The sequence below is a fragment of the Pantoea sp. T14 genome, assembly GCF_036663535.1.
Taxonomy (GTDB): Bacteria; Pseudomonadota; Gammaproteobacteria; order Enterobacterales; family Enterobacteriaceae; genus Pantoea; species Pantoea phytostimulans.
The window spans coordinates 254,754-271,610 of the sequence record NZ_JAWUEB010000025.1 but is presented as its reverse complement, the minus strand read 5'-3'; the positions used below and the strand labels follow the sequence as shown (position 1 = coordinate 271,610).

Annotated in this window: 15 protein-coding genes; 6 read left to right on the top strand and 9 right to left on the bottom strand. The window is 51.0% G+C overall.

Going from position 1 to position 16,857, the window contains the following annotated elements:
* Nucleotides 1-588 precede the first annotated feature (588 nt).
* A complete protein-coding gene (locus SC127_RS14105; RefSeq protein WP_215848712.1) occupies nt 589-798 on the top strand; it encodes a CsbD family protein in 210 nt (69 codons plus the stop codon).
* Between the two features lie 239 nt (nt 799-1,037).
* On the opposite strand, the gene SC127_RS14100 is transcribed toward SC127_RS14105, so the two are convergent.
* Entirely contained in the window at nt 1,038-1,763 is a 726-nt protein-coding gene (locus SC127_RS14100; protein ID WP_243079240.1) for a pirin family protein, read from the bottom strand.
* A 122-nt stretch (nt 1,764-1,885) separates the two neighbouring features.
* On the opposite strand from SC127_RS14100, the gene SC127_RS14095 reads away from it, so the two are divergent.
* Nucleotides 1,886-2,764, top strand: a complete 879-nt coding sequence (locus SC127_RS14095; protein ID WP_332626960.1) for a LysR family transcriptional regulator — start codon at nt 1,886-1,888, stop codon at nt 2,762-2,764.
* Nucleotides 2,765-2,807: 43 nt separating this feature from the next.
* Here SC127_RS14095 and SC127_RS14090 read toward each other — a convergent pair whose 3' ends face one another.
* The 5 genes from SC127_RS14090 to fdhF form a co-directional block, all read right to left on the bottom strand.
* Nucleotides 2,808-4,454 carry a dihydroxyacetone kinase subunit DhaK gene (locus SC127_RS14090; RefSeq protein ID WP_332626959.1) on the bottom strand — a complete coding sequence of 549 codons (1,647 nt, stop codon included), beginning with the start codon at nt 4,452-4,454 and terminating at the stop codon, nt 2,808-2,810.
* Between the two features lie 228 nt (nt 4,455-4,682).
* Nucleotides 4,683-5,612, bottom strand: coding sequence for a cytochrome d ubiquinol oxidase subunit II (locus tag SC127_RS14085; RefSeq protein ID WP_332626958.1), 930 nt, complete (start codon nt 5,610-5,612; stop codon nt 4,683-4,685).
* A complete protein-coding gene (locus SC127_RS14080; RefSeq protein WP_332626957.1) occupies nt 5,609-6,988 on the bottom strand; it encodes a cytochrome ubiquinol oxidase subunit I in 1,380 nt (459 codons plus the stop codon). Before SC127_RS14080 ends, SC127_RS14085 begins: the two co-directional genes overlap by 4 nt.
* On the bottom strand, nt 6,981-7,466 hold the full coding sequence (locus SC127_RS14075; protein WP_243079245.1) for a DUF1641 domain-containing protein: 486 nt from the start codon (nt 7,464-7,466) through the stop codon (nt 6,981-6,983). Before SC127_RS14075 ends, SC127_RS14080 begins: the two co-directional genes overlap by 8 nt.
* Entirely contained in the window at nt 7,466-10,438 is a 2,973-nt protein-coding gene (gene fdhF, locus SC127_RS14070; protein WP_332626956.1) for a formate dehydrogenase subunit alpha, read from the bottom strand. The genes SC127_RS14075 and fdhF overlap by 1 nt, the downstream gene beginning before the upstream one ends.
* A gap of 438 nt (nt 10,439-10,876) precedes the next feature.
* On the opposite strand from fdhF, the gene SC127_RS14065 reads away from it, so the two are divergent.
* The 3 genes from SC127_RS14065 to SC127_RS14055 all read left to right on the top strand — a co-directional run bounded on the left by SC127_RS14065 (nt 10,877) and on the right by SC127_RS14055 (nt 12,855).
* Nucleotides 10,877-12,091, top strand: a complete 1,215-nt coding sequence (locus SC127_RS14065; RefSeq protein ID WP_332626955.1) for a zinc-dependent alcohol dehydrogenase — start codon at nt 10,877-10,879, stop codon at nt 12,089-12,091.
* Between the two features lie 307 nt (nt 12,092-12,398).
* Nucleotides 12,399-12,572 carry a GhoT/OrtT family toxin gene (locus SC127_RS14060; protein ID WP_243079431.1) on the top strand — a complete coding sequence of 58 codons (174 nt, stop codon included), beginning with the start codon at nt 12,399-12,401 and terminating at the stop codon, nt 12,570-12,572.
* A 112-nt stretch (nt 12,573-12,684) separates the two neighbouring features.
* The gene (locus SC127_RS14055) at nt 12,685-12,855 is read left to right on the top strand and encodes a hypothetical protein (protein ID WP_215848572.1); all 171 of its coding nucleotides are present in this window, start codon (nt 12,685-12,687) and stop codon (nt 12,853-12,855) included.
* Here the strand turns inward: SC127_RS14055 and SC127_RS14050 are convergent, their stop codons facing one another.
* From SC127_RS14050 to SC127_RS14040, 3 genes are all read right to left on the bottom strand, one after another.
* Entirely contained in the window at nt 12,856-13,458 is a 603-nt protein-coding gene (locus tag SC127_RS14050) for a response regulator transcription factor (protein ID WP_279234029.1), read from the bottom strand.
* Nucleotides 13,459-13,461: 3 nt separating this feature from the next.
* A complete protein-coding gene (locus SC127_RS14045; protein WP_332626954.1) occupies nt 13,462-14,757 on the bottom strand; it encodes a sensor histidine kinase in 1,296 nt (431 codons plus the stop codon).
* Between the two features lie 84 nt (nt 14,758-14,841).
* The gene (locus tag SC127_RS14040; protein ID WP_332626953.1) at nt 14,842-15,327 is read right to left on the bottom strand and encodes a GlcG/HbpS family heme-binding protein; all 486 of its coding nucleotides are present in this window, start codon (nt 15,325-15,327) and stop codon (nt 14,842-14,844) included.
* A gap of 319 nt (nt 15,328-15,646) precedes the next feature.
* Here SC127_RS14040 and SC127_RS14035 point away from each other — a divergent pair, with 319 nt between their 5' ends.
* The gene (locus tag SC127_RS14035; RefSeq protein ID WP_243079251.1) at nt 15,647-16,852 is read left to right on the top strand and encodes a CynX/NimT family MFS transporter; all 1,206 of its coding nucleotides are present in this window, start codon (nt 15,647-15,649) and stop codon (nt 16,850-16,852) included.
* The last annotated feature ends 5 nt before the right edge of the window (nt 16,853-16,857 follow it).

The following is a 16,857-nucleotide window of genomic DNA, read 5'->3' as shown; positions in this document are numbered from 1 at the left end:
CGCGCTTTTTTTGAATTTAGGAATTCCCCCTTAGGCAATGTTAATTTATATAAACTATATCCATTCTGGAATTAAATCATTAACGCAAACTCCGCCACCAAACTTAAACACCACTTATCTCTAATGTGGGTGTAATTATGAATACAAATAATATAACTTTAAAATCAAGTAGTTACGATGAGGTGAGCAATCATAAAATTGCATTTTTCTAATGAATTAAGATGTTTATCGCGATCAGAACCTATCAAATAATGTACATAAGTTTTTTCGGGTAATGATTCAAAAAAAAGCCAAACGGCACTTTTCAATTTAAGAAGGTACTAGCGCAAAATCTATTCGTAAAGCAAGTCTGTAGTATGGCTGACCAATTGAATACGCTGAGTGAAATGCTTTAATCGTGAAAGAGGGTGTTCTTTAAACATAAATCGAGGCTTTGCTCCACAACAAGGATTAATTCCAAATATGCTGCGTACTTCACAATCAGAAGCAGCAAAAAAATTTGGCTGTGCCAGGCTTAGCGCTACAGACACCGAAACGGCTGTCTGCCAAAGCAATAAATTAAAAGAAACATTATTAAGGAAAGCGAAAATGAATGAAGATCGAATTGGTGGTAACTGGAAACAGTTCAAAGGAAAAGTTAAGGAAAAATGGGGCGATCTTACTGATGACGACATGACTGTTGTGGAAGGCAAGCGTGATCAGTTGGTGGGCAAAATTCAGGAACGTTACGGTTACGAAAAAGATCGTGCAGAGAAAGAAGTAAAAGATTGGGAAGATTCAAACAAATATCACTGGTAAGCCTGCCAAAGGTGCCGGTAGCCCCCTTCCGGCACCTTCTCCTTCTAAAAACAACAATCCTATTACTTACCGAAACGCGCGATCGTACTGGCTGCACCCAGCGAAGGGTCTTTGATTTGTTCCAATAATTCATTATGCATCAAGCCCAATTTCTGGTGAGAAACGCGCAAATCAGGAATGTGAAAACGAAAAAAAACGGCCATTTCTGACCGTTTTAAAAAGCGCTGTTTTGTCAGCGATTAATGTGCAGGACGATTCACTTCAACGGGACGCAGATCGAACAGCAGCACCTCAGCATTATCACCGGCGGTAAAACTAAGCGAAGTTTCATTACGAACCCGCGCGCCATCACCTGCGTTAAAGCGAATACCGTTCACTGTGACAGAACCCTGCGCCACGTGAATATAAGCGTAACGATCTTCACCTAACGTCACGGTTTGCTGCTCATCACCATTAAACAAACCGGCATAGATACGCATATCCTGACGCACGCTTAACGCGTTGCCTTGCCCTTCTGGCGAGACGATCAGGCTAAATTTGCCTCGTTTATCCTCTTCAGGCACAGAAACTTGCTGGTAACCTGGCTGCGTGCCGTTTTCAGCTGGCACAATCCAGATTTGCAAAAAATGGACGCCATTGGTGCTGGAATGGTTGAATTCACTGTGCGTGACTCCGCTACCGGCGCTCATCAATTGCACGTCACCGGGAACGATTACTGAACCGGTACCCATGGAATCTTTATGTGCTAACTCGCCTTTCAGCACATAAGAGATGATCTCCATGTTGCTGTGAGGGTGCGCGCCAAAACCGCGAGCGGGTGCCACCTGATCATCGTTAATCACCAGAAGGTCAGAAAAACCCATCTGTTTGGGATCACGGTAGCCCGCAAATGAGAAGGTATGACGTGATTTCAACCAGCCGTGATCACCTAAGCCGCGTTGTTCTGATAATCTTTGCTCGATCATGGTCTGCTCCTAAATTTTTTGGGGAAATGGATTTGCCCTTCCGATAGAGAAGCAGTATACGTAAACTAATTTGCTCAACAATTAGCTCTGATATGAATCACTGTCACCTTTAAGTGGACAATATGCAAATCGAAGATCTTCGGATATATGTGGCGGTGATGAACGCCGGAAATTTCACGGCAGCGGCCGACCAGCTCATGCTATCGAAACAATATGTCAGTCGGCGCATGGCAGCGCTTGAGGCTTCACTGGGCGCGCGTTTGTTGATACGTAATACGCGAAAATTATCGGTAACGGATGCGGGTAAAGTCTTTGCCCAGCACGCGCAGCGCATCCTTGATGACATACAGGAAGCAGAACAAGCCGTTTCTGAGCGACGGCAAGAGTTGCACGGCACATTTCGAATCAGCATGCCGATGTCGTTTGGCATGAGCCATCTTTCACCGTTAATCGCGGATTTTTTGGCTGAACATTCCGCGTTGCAATTTCAGGTTGAACTGGCCGATCGCTATGTTGATGTGATTGGTGAAGGCTTTGATATGGCGATCCGCATTGGCACCTTGAGCGACTCAACGTTGATCGCCCGTCAACTTGGCGAGCTGAAGCGGGTAATCTGTTGCAGTCCCGCTTACTTAAAGCGTGCAGGTGAACCCAAGGTTCCTGAGGATCTACTGCAACACGCCTGCCTGCGTTACGGTAGGGAAGGCCAAAACGGTTGGGAGCTAAAGGTCGACGGGAAAAAGAAAGTGCTGGCGGTACAAGGCCCGATGATGAGCAATAACGGTGAAGTGCTGTGCGACGCGGCGATCTCTGGTTTAGGCTTGGTGCTTTTGCCTGAATTTATTGTAGGCCCGGCATTGCAACGCGGCGAGTTGGTGTCGGTGTTAGATGCCTGTCATCCCGACTCACTCTGTTTGAATGCGGTCTACCCGCAGCACCGACAAAGAAGTGAAGTCAATCGGGTGCTGCTGGCGTTCTTACAACAAAGGCTTAATGCGTAAACTCTCCCTGTTTTGATCGACAACAGGGAGAGTGGCGAGCAGGTTAATTCACGGTTTTCAGCGCCGCAAATACGCGCGCAATGGCCACCGCACCAGGATCTTGTACATCTTTCAAATTATCGCTATTGAGGTAAGAAGAACGCCCCGCTTTTGCTTTGGTCATGCTGGCGGTATTTTCCGCGCCTTTATGTGCCGCATCCGCGACGGCGTTGAAATCCTTGCCTGCGATCATCGCTTCGATAGCCGGTTGTAGCGCATCTATTAACGTGCGGTCGCCAAGTTGTGCACCGCCATAATGCTTCATTTTTTCCAGCCCCTTCTGCAAAGCCTCCGCTAATGCGCTCCCTTCTGCCAGCTGCTGACCCGCCGCGGTGAAGAAAATGGCCATTAATACACCGCTGGACCCGCCCATGACTTTTGCCAGTCGCTCGCCAATGACGGCGAACAGATCGGGCAAGGTATTCAGCGGCAAGTGCTGCTCTTTGCACTCATCAAGAATGTGTCGTGCACCGGCGGCGAAGGTCGAACCGGTGTCACCATCGCCCACCTGAGCATCCAGTTTGTTCAGATCACTTTCATTTTTGATCAGCGTGTCGCAAACGGCGCTGAGAATGCGGGCGACATGGGCGTTTTCAGACGCTTCGAAGGCAATTTCGCTCGCCTGCTTTTCAGCTTTATGCGGTTTCAGAGCCTCAACTTTGACCGCTTTACACCAGCCAGCCGCTTCCACGGGCGCGCAAATCGCCTCCTCAAACAATGGCGAAAGTTCAAGGCTGGTGACGGAATAGCCTTTCATATCCAGCGCCGTCATCATTGCTGCAGGGCCAATCAGATACTGCACACTGTTGCTCAACGGTGATTCGATCAAATCGCGCGTGACGAGATTCATTTCCAGCGCTGACATTCCGCCAAGATTGTTCACCAACAAGACGCGCGGCTTGTCGGCATCTCGATTCTGCAGCACGTTTTCCAACAGCTGTTTAGCAATCTGCTGGCTGCTCTGGGATTTAATCACCTCAACGCCCGGCTCACCATGAATACCCAACCCCATTTCCACGCTGCCTTCCGGCACGCGTTCGTCGGTATCTTCACCTGGCAAATGGCAGCTCGACATCGCAACGCCCATCGTTGACATGGCTTGGTTTGCCGCCTCCGCCGCTTTGGTCACGGTGGCTAAATCATCTCCGCGCTCGGCGACGAAACCCGCAATTTTATGCACCAGCAAGGTTCCTGCCACGCCACGCGGCTGTGGATTCTCAGGCAGCGCAATATCATCGCCAACGATAACCATGCTGACATCAAAACCTGCTTTACGCGCTTTTTCTGCCGCCAGGCCAAAGTTAAGGCGATCGCCAGTATAATTTTTAACGATCAACAAACATCCGGCCTCGCCGGTGAGATTAACGATGGCGTTATACACCGCTTCGACGCTGGGAGAAGCAAACAGATCGCCGCACACTGCGGCGGTTAACATCCCTTTGCCGATGAAGCCAACATGCGCAGGCTCATGTCCTGATCCTCCGCCAGAGATCAGCGCCACCTTTTTTTTATCCCAGTCATTACGCATTACAATACGTATCCATGGATCGACGTCTAATCGCACCAGATTGCGCCATGGATTGGCATAAATGATGCCATCCAGCGCATCAGCAACCAGATCTTCTTTCTTATTCATCATGAATTTAGTCATTACTTATTCCTCATCTGAATGTTTCGATGTCGATTCCACGAAAAGGAAGTGTTGCACATGGAAACCCACCGCGTGGGCTAAAAGTGGCGAAATCATTCCTAAAGTCGCCATCATTGATGCTGAAATGGAGGCGTGGAATGCGCCGTTTACGGGTGAGAAGTAGCGCGATATCGCCGATGCAGGACGACATCATTTCGCTTTATCAACAAGGCTAAAAACGGCGGGACTTTACTTAACCTTGCCGTGAAAAACCCAAAACGCCCACGTGTGATAAATCAAGGTTATCGGCATCACGATAGCCACACCCGTCAGCACAAAAATTTGTGTAACCTGATCCGCAGCACTGTTATGCAGATCAATCTGTTGCGGAATGAGCCACGGATAAATCCCCCAGGCAATGCCTGCCATTACGGCGGCGATTAAAGCCAGCGTTATGGCGATTTGCCACTTGGGACCCAATCGGTAGAGCGCAATCAGCAGCATGAGCCACAATGCCGCAATGAATAAACAGATCGCTTTTCCCCAGCCATGCCACGTTTGTTGCCACGGATCGGGGTTTAATAAGATCAGCGCCAAAAACAGCACCAGTGCAACCACCCAAAAAAACCATGCCAGCGTGTTTGCCCGCTCTTCAACCGATTCTCCAATGCGCCAGCGGATCCAGCAGCAGCCTAACATCAGATAAATAGCCATCAAGCCAAAGCCCGACAACAGGGCATACAGGCTGAAGCCGAATAAACTCTGCCCTTCCATCACTTTGCCCGCGCACCAACCCTGACAAAAAGCGGCCAGTGCGGAGCTTAGCGGCAGCAATTTATCCAGCCAGTGACGCATTTCGCCAGCGGCCTGAGCACGATACTCCAGTGCTAGCGCACGCAGAAACAGGCAAAGTAGCATAATGAAAACCGGTAGATAGAGTGCGCTAAACAAACTGCTGTAAGCGGCAGGAAACAGTGCCAGCAGGCCACCCGCTACCAGCACCAGCCAGGTTTCATTGGCATCCCATACCGGCAAAATACTGTGCACCATGCGCTGTTTCTGCTCTTCATCGTCAAACCAGAAAAAAAGCATCCCGACGCCAAGATCCGCGCCATCCAGCCAGACATACATCAGCAGTGAAAATAACAGTGTCAGGGCGCAGAGATCGGCTAAGTTCATTGTCCGCTCTCCGAAGAGGTCGTTAAGCTATTCGCAACAACCTCAGTTTCCTTTGGCAGCGGCGCATTAACGTAACGCAACAGATAACGTAGCCCAAGAGCGAAACTGAAACTGTAAATCAACAGCACGCCAATAACCGAAGCCAGCGTCAAGCTCAGGGACAGCGATGAAACACTTTGCGCAGTGCGCAACAAACCATAAACGGTCCAGGGTTGACGCCCCAGTTCTGTCACCAGCCAACCCGACAGCATCGCGACAAATCCGCTGGGCGACATCAACACCAGCCACCACAACAAGCGGCGTGACGTGAGCAACTTATTACGCCAGCGCTGAAGGTTAGTGACACAGGTGGTGATCAGCATTAACGCCCCTAATCCCACCATGACGCGAAAAGCAAAAAACACCGGCAACACCGGCGGCAGCGAGTCAGCGGGAAATTCACTCAGGCTTTTAATATGTCCGGTTAAGTTGTGACGCAAATAGAGCGAACCCAGATTAGGAACGGCGATTTCAGCACGATTACGCTGCATTTGTTGATCGGGTATCGCAAACAGCCGCAGCGGTTCTCCATCTCCCGGCGCAGGTGATCTCCAGCTCCCTTCTATCGCGGCTAATTTGGCGGGCTGATAGCGCAGCGTATTTTCACCATGAAGATCGCCAATAACCAGCTGCAGCGGCACGGCAAATAGACAAAAAGTCAGGGCGCTGGTCAACATGATACGTGCTGCCGCTTCCTTTGGACGGTGCAGAATTCGCCATGCCGCTGCACCTGCCATCATAAATGCCACCGCAATCAAGGTTGCCAACACCATATGCGTAAAGCGCCAGGGAAAAGAGGGCGCAGAAAGCAGAGTCATAACGCTGTTAGCATGGAATACACCTGCATCATCGCGAGAAAAATCAACCGGCGTTTGCATCCAGGAATTAGCGGCCAGGATCCAAAACGCACTGATAAAGGCACCAAGAGCCACCATGCAGGTAACGATAAAATGAATACCGGGGCGGATACGCCCCATCCCAAACAGCATCACGCCAGTCAGCCCCGACTCCAAAAAGAAAGCCACCAGCACTTCATAAAACATCAGCGGGCCGATGATTCCACCTACGCGTTGAGAGAAGGGGGCCCAGTTGGTGCCAAACTGAAATTCCATCACCACGCCAGAAACCGCGCCAATCGCCACCGTCAGCGCGAAAATCTTTAACCAAAAATGCAGCGCTTCGCGCGCGCCGGGCTGTTTACCCCAAAGCCAGCGTGCCTCAAACCAGACCAGAAAAGGGGCAAGACCCAGCGTTAATGCCGCCAGCGTGATATGCATACCCATTGTCAATGCGAACTGCCCGCGTGACAGCAGCAGCACCCAATCAGCGTCACTCACGGGTCGATTTCCCGCTATAACGGGTGACCGGTGGCTCCTCTGCGCGCTGTAACTCTTGAGAGAACGCTTCCATTCCGGCAAACAGAGGCCGCAGGCTTTGCCATAACGCCTCGTCTTTCAGCAGAGACATTACACCTTTCAAGCCCGGTGCAGCTGAGTGCTGTTTCGTCTCTTCGCTGGCGGGTTTTAACGCCATCAGTGCGGCCCGAACTGCCAGAATCATGTGATTAAAGCGTTCGGGCGGAATGGTACCTAGCGCCATCATTAACAATGAGAGGTTTTGAATGGCGTTTTGCGAGCCGGGCCGATTAAGCCCTTCAACCAAAATTTTACCAATGTCGCTGTTGGCCTTTACGACATCGTTGGCGAGACGTAAAAAGCCGTGTTGGTGCAAGCTTTCCAGCAAAGTATCAAGCGATTCTTTTGCGGTAGGTTCGGTGCGCGTCGGCGGCACATCGTATTGCATGCGTTCGGCCATTAAAATTTCTCCGGATGTTTTACGTGCGCGGGTGGCTGTTGATAACCCGCCTGTTGCCATTTATCTTCTACGGGCAAATGATCGAGCGGCGTGCGCTGACCATAACGGAAATTATGCTGAGGCAGAGGGTTCGGTTGCGGTGGATGATCCAGCGCCTGCATTTTTACTGCGATTTCTTTATAGGCGGGCGTGTTCACGTCAGGATCGTGATGATCGCCGGTCAAACCATTTACGCCAGGTTTACCATGATGAATCGGGATAAACAGCACATTGCCCTGAACCCGCTCGGTGACCACCACCGGTACTTCAAGCGTGCCGCGCCGCGAAGTAATCGCAACCCAATCTCCCTCTTTCAACTGACGTTCAGCGGCAAGTTGCGGTGAAATTTCCACAAACCAGTTCGGTGACAGCGAGGATATACGGCCGCCTTGCCCAGTCTGATTGGTGGACTGAAAATGCTCCAGCATGCGGCCATTGTTCAGTAGCAGATCGTACTCACTATCTTCACGCTCTTCCGGCGGACGCCATTCCAGTGGATAGAGTCGTGCTTTGCCATCCGGGAAATGGAAGGATTCGGTATAGAGCAGCGGTGTACTGCTGCCATCGGCCTTCACCGGCCACTGTTGTGATTGCCAGCCCACCAGCTGTTCATAGCTAACCCCGGCGAAAATCTCCGCAATACTGGCTGTTTCTGCCATGATCGCGCCGGGATTAGGATAGCGCCACGGATGTCCCAGCCTGGCGGCTAAATCAGTGAGAATTTGCCAGTCGGGGCGGCTATCGCCCAGCGGCGGCATTGCCGGAGAGAAATGTTGAATACGCCGTTCGGTATTCACAAAGGTGCCCTCCTTCTCAACGCTTGGGCAACCTGGCAATACCACGTCAGCAAATTCGGCGGTACGGCTCATGAAAATGTCCTGCACCACCATAAAGTCGAGCTGTGTAAAGGCTTGGTGAACTTTAGTTGAATCCGCGTCAGAGAACGCGGTCTCTTCGCCAATGATGTACATCGCCCGCACTTTTTTCTCGTACGCTTCCTGCACCATTTGGAAGTTGTCTGCACCAACCTTGTCAGATAACGCTTCAGGCGAAACGCCCCACGCTTTAGCCCACTTTTCACGCGCAGCATGATCCGTGACTTTGTCATAGCCCGGATAGATATTGCTGAGGCAGCCAAAGTCGCTGGCACCCTGCACATTGTTGTGGCCACGCATTGGATAACCTCCAGTGCCGGGACGACCATAATTTCCTGTCACCAACAGCAAGTTAGAGAGCGCGGTGCTGGTATCTGCCCCATGGCTATGCTGGGTAATTCCCATTGCCCACAGCAGGCAGACGCTGCCCGCGTTACCAATCATCTCTGCGGCGGTGGTCAGTTCTTCAACGCTTAGCCCGGTAATATCGCTGGCAAACTCAAGCGTAAAAGGCGCAAGCGAGGCGCGATATTCCTCAACCTGAATCACCCGTTCACTCAGGAATTTGTCATCGGCATAGCCGTGGTCAAACATATAGCGCGCCATGGCTGAAGCCCATACCATGTCGGTGCCAGGCCGCACGCGCAGATAACAATCGGCTCGCTCGGCCATTTCGTGGCAGCGCGGATCAACAACCAGCAACTTTTGACCTTGGTGCTTGTGGCTCTGTTTAATATGGGAAGCGATAACAGGATGGTTTTCAGCCAGATTACTGCCAACAATCACAATCAATTCAGTAAGCTGTAAATCCTTGATACTGCCCGCATCTCCTCCGTATCCAACCGTCCGAAACAGACCTTGGGTTGCAGGGTTTTGGCAGTAACGTGAAGAGTTATCGACGTTGTTGGTGCCAAAGATCAGGCGGGCAATTTTTTGTGTCAGGTAGGCTTCTTCGTTGCTGGCCTTGCTTGAGCCGATAAACCCAATGGCATCACCGCCGTGCTGGTTGGCAACGGCACGCAATCCTTGCGCCACGCGATCCAGCGCCTCATCCCAACTGGCTGGACGGAAACGCCCTTCTTCACGTATCAGCGGCGTGGTGAGACGCTTCGGACTGTTAACAAAATCCCAGCCAAACTTGCCCTTGATGCAGGTCGAAATGCCATTCGCAGGCGCTTCAGCTACCGGCTGAATTTTTAGGATATGGCGATCGCGCGTCCACATTTCAAAGCTGCATCCAACGCCGCAATAGGTGCAAACGGTTTTGGTTTTCTTGATTTCAGCTTTGCGCAAGGCGGTATCAATCACGGAGATCGCCGTGATCGGTTCCATGCTGATGCTCTTTTCCAGCGCCTTAACGAAATCAATCATCGGGCGTTTTACCTTTTGCGGCATGGCGGTAAAAGGCCCGGCATCAGGCTGCATGGTTTTTTCCAGTAAAGCATTGCAGGGACAAACTGTTACGCAGTGTCCACAGCTAACACAGCTGGAACCCGCAATCTGCGTTCCGCCATCCCACAGCACGCGTGGATGCTCCGCAGTGTAATCGATGGATAAAGTTTCATTCACTTCTACGTTTTGGCAGGCTTCGACGCAGCGCCCACATAAAATGCATTGATCCGGGTCGTAGGTATAAAACGGATTGGAGTGATCTTTCTCGCTGGGTTTGCGTTCATAAGGGTAATACTGAATCGGAATGTGCATATCAGCGACGGCATTGTGTAAGGTGCAGTCGCCGGTGTTGTGTTCACAAACGGTACAATAAAGCTCATGACGATTAAGGATGCGATCCATCCCTTCTTCCTGCGCGGCACGCGAGGTGGCAGTTTGACTGCTGATTTGCATACCGTCTTGCGTGGTTAACGTACAACCACGCACCTGTTCGCCATCCACGTCAACCCAACAGACATCGCATGTTTGCAGCGGGGGAAGAGCCGGGTGATAACAAACGTGAGGTAATTTTTTTCCGTGGTCATCAAGAAAATCAATTAAAGGTCGATTCGCGGCTCCGCTTAACGCTTCGCCATTATAAATAATGGTACAAGTCTGCTCACTCATTTTCCGCCTCATTTCCGACATTGCTCCTGGCATCCTGCCAAGGTATACCCTGGGTTATTCGAGCCACAGCTAACCGCTGTATAACTTGAAGCCTGACGGGTATATTTATTGTAAAGTTATGTCCTAGATGATAGCGGTTATTAACCATTCTGCCATATTGCCGCGCTTCGTTAATTGACCCACTCAGTGAACGGCGCGCCTAATTTCATTTCCGTCTCGCTTAAATGCTATATAATATTTAATCTTAATTTTCAAATAGTTAAATATTAGTAAGTCATAGGGTCAAGAAATTAATATTTATTAACAATAATTGCGCCATTAATAGCCTGATTTTTATTCAGATTTCTCTGCCTCGATAAATAGCATTCAGAATCAGTTCTATAATCTTTACTTGGTATTTTTAATACGTGACGATCTCTTAACGTGATTGGAGGAAATATGCGCGCATTAGTCTGGCATGCGGTAGGTGATATTCGCCTGGATACCGTTCCTGACCCTCAAATTGAGCAGCCCAGTGATGCAGTAATTAAATTAACTGCTTCAGCTATCTGTGGCACTGATTTGCATTTTATTCGTGGCACCTTCAGCAATATGCAGCAGGGAACCATTCTCGGGCATGAAGGCGTAGGTATTGTGGAAAGCGTTGGCGATGAAGTCCGCAATTTCACCCCCGGCGATCGCGTGGTGGTGTGTTCAACGGTGTCGTGCGGTGTTTGCCCGCCCTGTCGTGCTGGCCATACCGCACAGTGTGACAACGCAAATCCCAACGGGCCAGAAGCCGGAACCTGTTTCTTCGGTGGCCCGCAAGCCACAGGCCCAGTAAATGGCTTACAGGCCGAAAAAGCCCGCATTCCTTATGCAGCGAATACGTTGGTAAAAATTCCCGACGGCGTCAGTGACGAGCAAGCGATCTTGATCAGCGACATCTTCCCTACTGCCTGGTTTGGTGCGGAGTTAGCAGATATCAGCCGTGGCGATATCGTTGTGGTATTTGGCTGTGGCCCGGTTGGGCAATTCACCATCGCCAGCGCCTTTTTGATGGGCGCCGCACGCGTCATCGCCGTTGATAGTCATGTTGATCGTCTGGCAATGGCGCGTCGTCAGGGGGCATTCACCGTTAACTTTGAGCGTGAAGATCCGGTTGCCGTCATTAAACAGCTAACGGGCGGAACCGGTGCAGACGCTGTTATTGATGCGGTGGGTGTTGATAGCCAACATGCTCATCATGGCCCCGCCAGCGATGAGGCCGAACAAAAAGCCGATAAATTTAAGCAAGAAGTTGAACAGGTCGCACCTGAAACCCATCCGCAGGAGGGCAACTGGGTGCCGGGTGATGCGCCGACGCAAGCGCTGGAATGGGCCATTGCCAGCGTGAAAAAAGCGGGTCGCCTCAGCATTATTGGCGTTTATCCTCCCACGGCGGAAATTTTCCCTATTGGCAAAGCGATGAACAAGAACCTGACAATGAAAATGGGGAACTGTAATCATCACACCATTATCCCACATTTACTGGAACTCACCCGCAGTGGCGTAATCGATCCCGTTGGTGTTCTGACCAATGTTGAACCGCTGAGCAATGTGATTGATGCGTATAAACACTTTGATAAGCGCGAGCCGGGATGGATTAAAACGGAGCTGATGCCTCAAGCCTAGCGAGCTGGCCTGAATGAGCGTCTTGGGGCGCTCTTTTTTTGCTATCAATGCCCTGACGCGCGAATGTGGAATGTCTTTTCGCCGTGCGGTTTTTTCTCGATAGCGCTGCGTAGCTCAAGGGTTTTAAGCCGTTTTACCGGGCCGCTTTCAGGCTGAAATCGCCTGAGCGTTGAAATCACAGTTTTCACGCTACAGGTCGGAGAGAAACAGCGTTTTATGGGGAGAAAAAGCGGCTTTTTACTTGATCTGGATCACGAAAATCAGCATCATGCGCAGCGAAAACCCTTACGATGCTGCGGAGATATTGATGACCCTTTACCAACATATGCTGGTTTTTTACGCCGTGGTGGCCTCTGTCGCAGCGCTTATCACCTTCTTTATCGCTAAAGATAAGTTCAGCATTAAGTTGTTGAGCGCATTTCTGGTCGGCGCAACCTGGCCAATGAGTTTTCCCGTCGCGTTAATGTTTGCCCTGTTTTAATTGACATTATTTGTTGACTGACCACACTTAGGCGATACGCCTCTGGTCTGCTGGACGCTTTATAGACCACCGACGTTTGTTTGCTCTCTCAAAATCCTAACAAGGAGCGGATATGCGTTTATTCACCCTGATTTTCTTCATTACCACGTTAACCGCCTGCAGTTCGCCGTGGGGCCCCGAAAAACCGGTGCCTAAAGGTGAAACGCGTCAACAAACCTGTCAGCCAAATACCAGTCCTAATCAAACCGATTGCGGTCATTTTCCTGAGCCTGAATTCCACTGATCACTGAGTTTGCAACCGCTGATAATCGCGAATTAATTGCGCCAGGCTGTTTGCACCAGACTTGGTTAAAATCGCCGCCCGGTGCGCTTCTACCGTTCGCGGCGATAGGTCCAGTTTTCTTGCGATCGCTTTACTGGTTAATCCTTCTACCAGCAAATTCAACACTTCATTTTCCCTCACGCTGAGTTGGGCATAACGCGTAATCAAGACCTGCTGCTGTTGCCAGTTCTCAGCAAGCCGTTGGCTTTCACTTAGCGCGCGGTTGATCACCTCAATCAGCGCGTCGACATCAATAGGTTTCGTGAAGAAATCAAACGCACCGTGATGAAAAGCGCGTCGACACGTGTCGATAGTGCCATGCCCAGTCATCACGATGATGGGCAGCAGCGGGAACGGCATTTCACCCTCTTCCAGCCAGGCCAAGCCACTTTTCCCTGGCATACGCACATCAAGCAGCAAACATCCGTGTAAAGCGGTATTTTTTTGCTGCATCAAAGCATCAATACTGGCGAAACTTTGGCAAGCCCAACCCATTGATTGCATCAGGAACATCAGCGATTCACGCACCGATGCGTCATCATCAACAATGTAAATTGTTTCCATCACTCATTTCCTTGCTGCCGGTAGTCGCAACGTAACCCGTGCACCACCGGCGGGATCGTTGCTCAAGGTGATATCTCCATTCATACGTAAGATGAGCGTTTCGGTCAATGTCATGCCTAATCCAATGCCTTCCTGACGCGTGGTGAAGAACGGCATGAAAGCGTGCTGTAACGCTTCATGACTGAATCCCGGCCCGCCGTCATGCAGCACGATTTCTATCTTATTCTGGAGGCGACGACTTTCGATGCGGATCGTTCCTCGCGCGCTATTCTGTTGCGCCTGAATGGCGTTGCTCATGAGATTGTGAAAGATTTGCTCCAGCCACAGCGCATCGGCTAATACTGATGAGGCATCCTGCGCAAACTGGCTGTTCAGCGTGATATCTGCCGCGCGCATCTCACGCTCAAGCAACGCTGCAACGCGCGCTAGCATGACACTCAGATCAACCGCTTCTAACAAAATCTCTTTTTGGGAGACATTGTCACGAAAACGTTTAAGCAGCTCACTGATACGCTGCGTCTGGCGCAATGAGGCTTCCAGCGCCTGGGGCAGCATGGCATATTCCCCGCGCGCTACCAGCCGCTGTGCACTCTGGACATAGGTTTGAATAGCGGTAAGCGGCTGATTGATCTCATGCACCATCCCAGCCGTGATTTCACCCAGCGCATTGAGGCGGGAATGTTGATAATAGAGCGCGCGCTGCTCTGCTCGCTTCTGCTGCTGACGTTGGCTGAATAAGGCCAGCGTAGCCGCCACAATGATGCCCCACAACATCGTCGCTGAAATCAGCGGCAGCCAGGAAAGCTGTCGCCAGGCTGGATTGGCATCCGCTTCCAGAACAAAGGGTTGCAGCGGATGCGCCAACGCTTGCTGCCAATGCCAAAACGCTTTCGGTTTCGCGCTGCCCTCGATAATCATTGGCTGCTGCTGCCAAAGTAAACGCAGCGAAAGAAAGTCGGTTTTATTGCGCATCAACGGTTCCAGCTCAATTAAAAAGCGGGTTTGTTGATAAGGATTATAAAGCCAGTAACGCCCTGCCTGAGCGGGCTCGACACGCTGACTGTCAAGCGCACGGCCTTGGGTCTTTTCCATCGCCAGCAGTTGAGGGAATTTGTGTTGCAGTGCCGCCAGCGATTCGTTACCGGATAGCAGTGGCAAGAAGGTTTCGTTTTGAGTGAGGATATTGCTCAGTGCACGTTGAATGCGGTAAAACTCAGCATTACGCAGATCGTATTGCTGTTGTATCTGCCACAGACCCGCCAGCCCGGCAGACAAAATGCTTAGAACGAGCCAACTCATTAAAGCGATGTTTCGCAGGCGCAATGCGTAAAATTCCTGATAGAGAAAGGGCGAATGATATCGCCCTAAACCTTAGATGACGTTTTAGGACGCATCAAAGCTTTTCAATGCTTCGAGCGCACAGGTTTCATCAAGATGGCCGCCCGGTGCACCGCCAATTCCGATAGCGCCAATCACCTGGTCGCCGCTCTTCACCGGCACGCCGCCCGCCAGTAGCAGATAACCTGGAATCGCGGTCATATTGGCTGCGCCTGGATTTTTCTGTGCGGCTTCCATTACCTTGCCGCTGCTGTTTTTACTGCTTAACGCGGTGAACGCTTTCATGCGGCTGGCTTCTACCGTATGCGGGCCTGCATTGTCCATGCGCTGTACTGCTTTAACAATACCCGCGCGATCAACAACCGTTACTGCCACGTCATATTGTTGTGCTGCACAAGAGGCGATGGCTGCGCTTGCCAGGCTATTCGCCTGATTTAACGAAATATTTTTTTCAATCAGCGTTGCGTTATTTGAAGCAGCATAAGCCGAACCAGAAGCTAAAAAGGCGAGTGTAATTAAAGCGATTTTCATGTCAGTTCCTGAGTAAAGTAAGCAGGTGATAACTCTACCCACCTTAATCAACGCTGAACATTCGGGTGATTACCCTTAATGCCTGGTAAAACTACCTGGCGGCTATTTTAGGTTGCTGTAATGATGGCTTTTTTATCAAAACAGGCTCACCACAAACGCGTAATAGTGTTAAGTCGCTTTATTCTCTCTGTTTTTTATCAACGCTTTACACCACCTACATCCATCATTAAAGTAGCGCGCAGACATCAAATATGATGCGTAAGCGTTAACGTCAACCAACGCACCACCTGCAGCTTTGCTGCACTTAGTGATGTTTATCATGACGACTGTTCAAACACCGGCTAAAGCCTCCTCCGTTATTTCGAGTTCTGGATTTTTCCTCTTTGTTTTATTGCTTACCGCGGCCAACCTGCGCGCGCCAATTACCGCCGTCGGGCCGGTGTTGGAAGATATTCGTCTGACATTTGGCCTAAGCGCCAGTGCTGCGGGCCTATTCAACTTTATTCCGCTGATCCTGTTTGCTGTGTTAGCGCCCGTAGCGGCGTTTATGAGCCAGCGAATTGGCCTGGAGCGCAGCTTATGGGGGGCGCTCTGCTTAATTACTGCGGGTTCAATCGTTCGCTGGAGCGAAAGTGAAACCGCGCTCTGGTCAGGAACCGTGTTATTAAGCGCAGGGATTGCGGCGGCCAATGTGTTGTTACCGCCCCTGATCAAGCGCGACTTCACCGAACACACCGCCAAGTATATTGGTTTATATGCGGCAACCATGTCGATTACCGCCAGCCTGGCATCGGGTGTTGCGGTGCCGCTTACCGCGCTTTCCGATCTTGGATGGCGCTTGTCGCTGGGCGTGTGGGCGGTGCCGGCAATGATTGCTCTCCTGGTCTGGTTGCCGCTGCTGCGCCATCGTCATCAACAGCCAACATCAACGGCATCCACAGAAAACCTGCCCACTCGCAATCCCTGGCGAACCCTTATCGGCTGGCAAGTCGCGCTGTTTATGGCATTGCAATCTCTGGCTTTCTACACCTTGATCGACTGGTTTACGCCCTATGCGCAAGCCCACGGTTTTAGCCAGGCGCAAGCCGGATGGCTGCTGTTTTGGTATCAGGCTGTGGCAATTGTGGCCAATTTAGGTTGTATGGTGGCGCTGAAACGCGTGCGCGATGCCAGGTTGCTTGCGTTCATCGCTTCATCTGCGATCTTTTTTGGCATGCTGGGATTACTGCTGTATCCGCAGTTAGCGATAGTTTGGCTGACACTGGCAGGATTAGGCGCGGGCGCATCGCTGGTGCTCTCTCTTTCGCTGTTCAACTTGCGCGCCCGCCATCACCGTCAGGCTTCACAGTTGTCCGGTATGGCGCAATGCGTGGGTTATGGATTGGCGGCGCTGGGACCGCTATTTTTTGGCATACTGCATGAGCACAGCGGTAACTGGACATTGCCGTTTAGCGTGCTGGTGGCGTTGAGTTGCGTGCAAATGTTGCTCGCACCGCTGGCGGGCAGCGCGAAGCAGATTAGCTAAGGCCC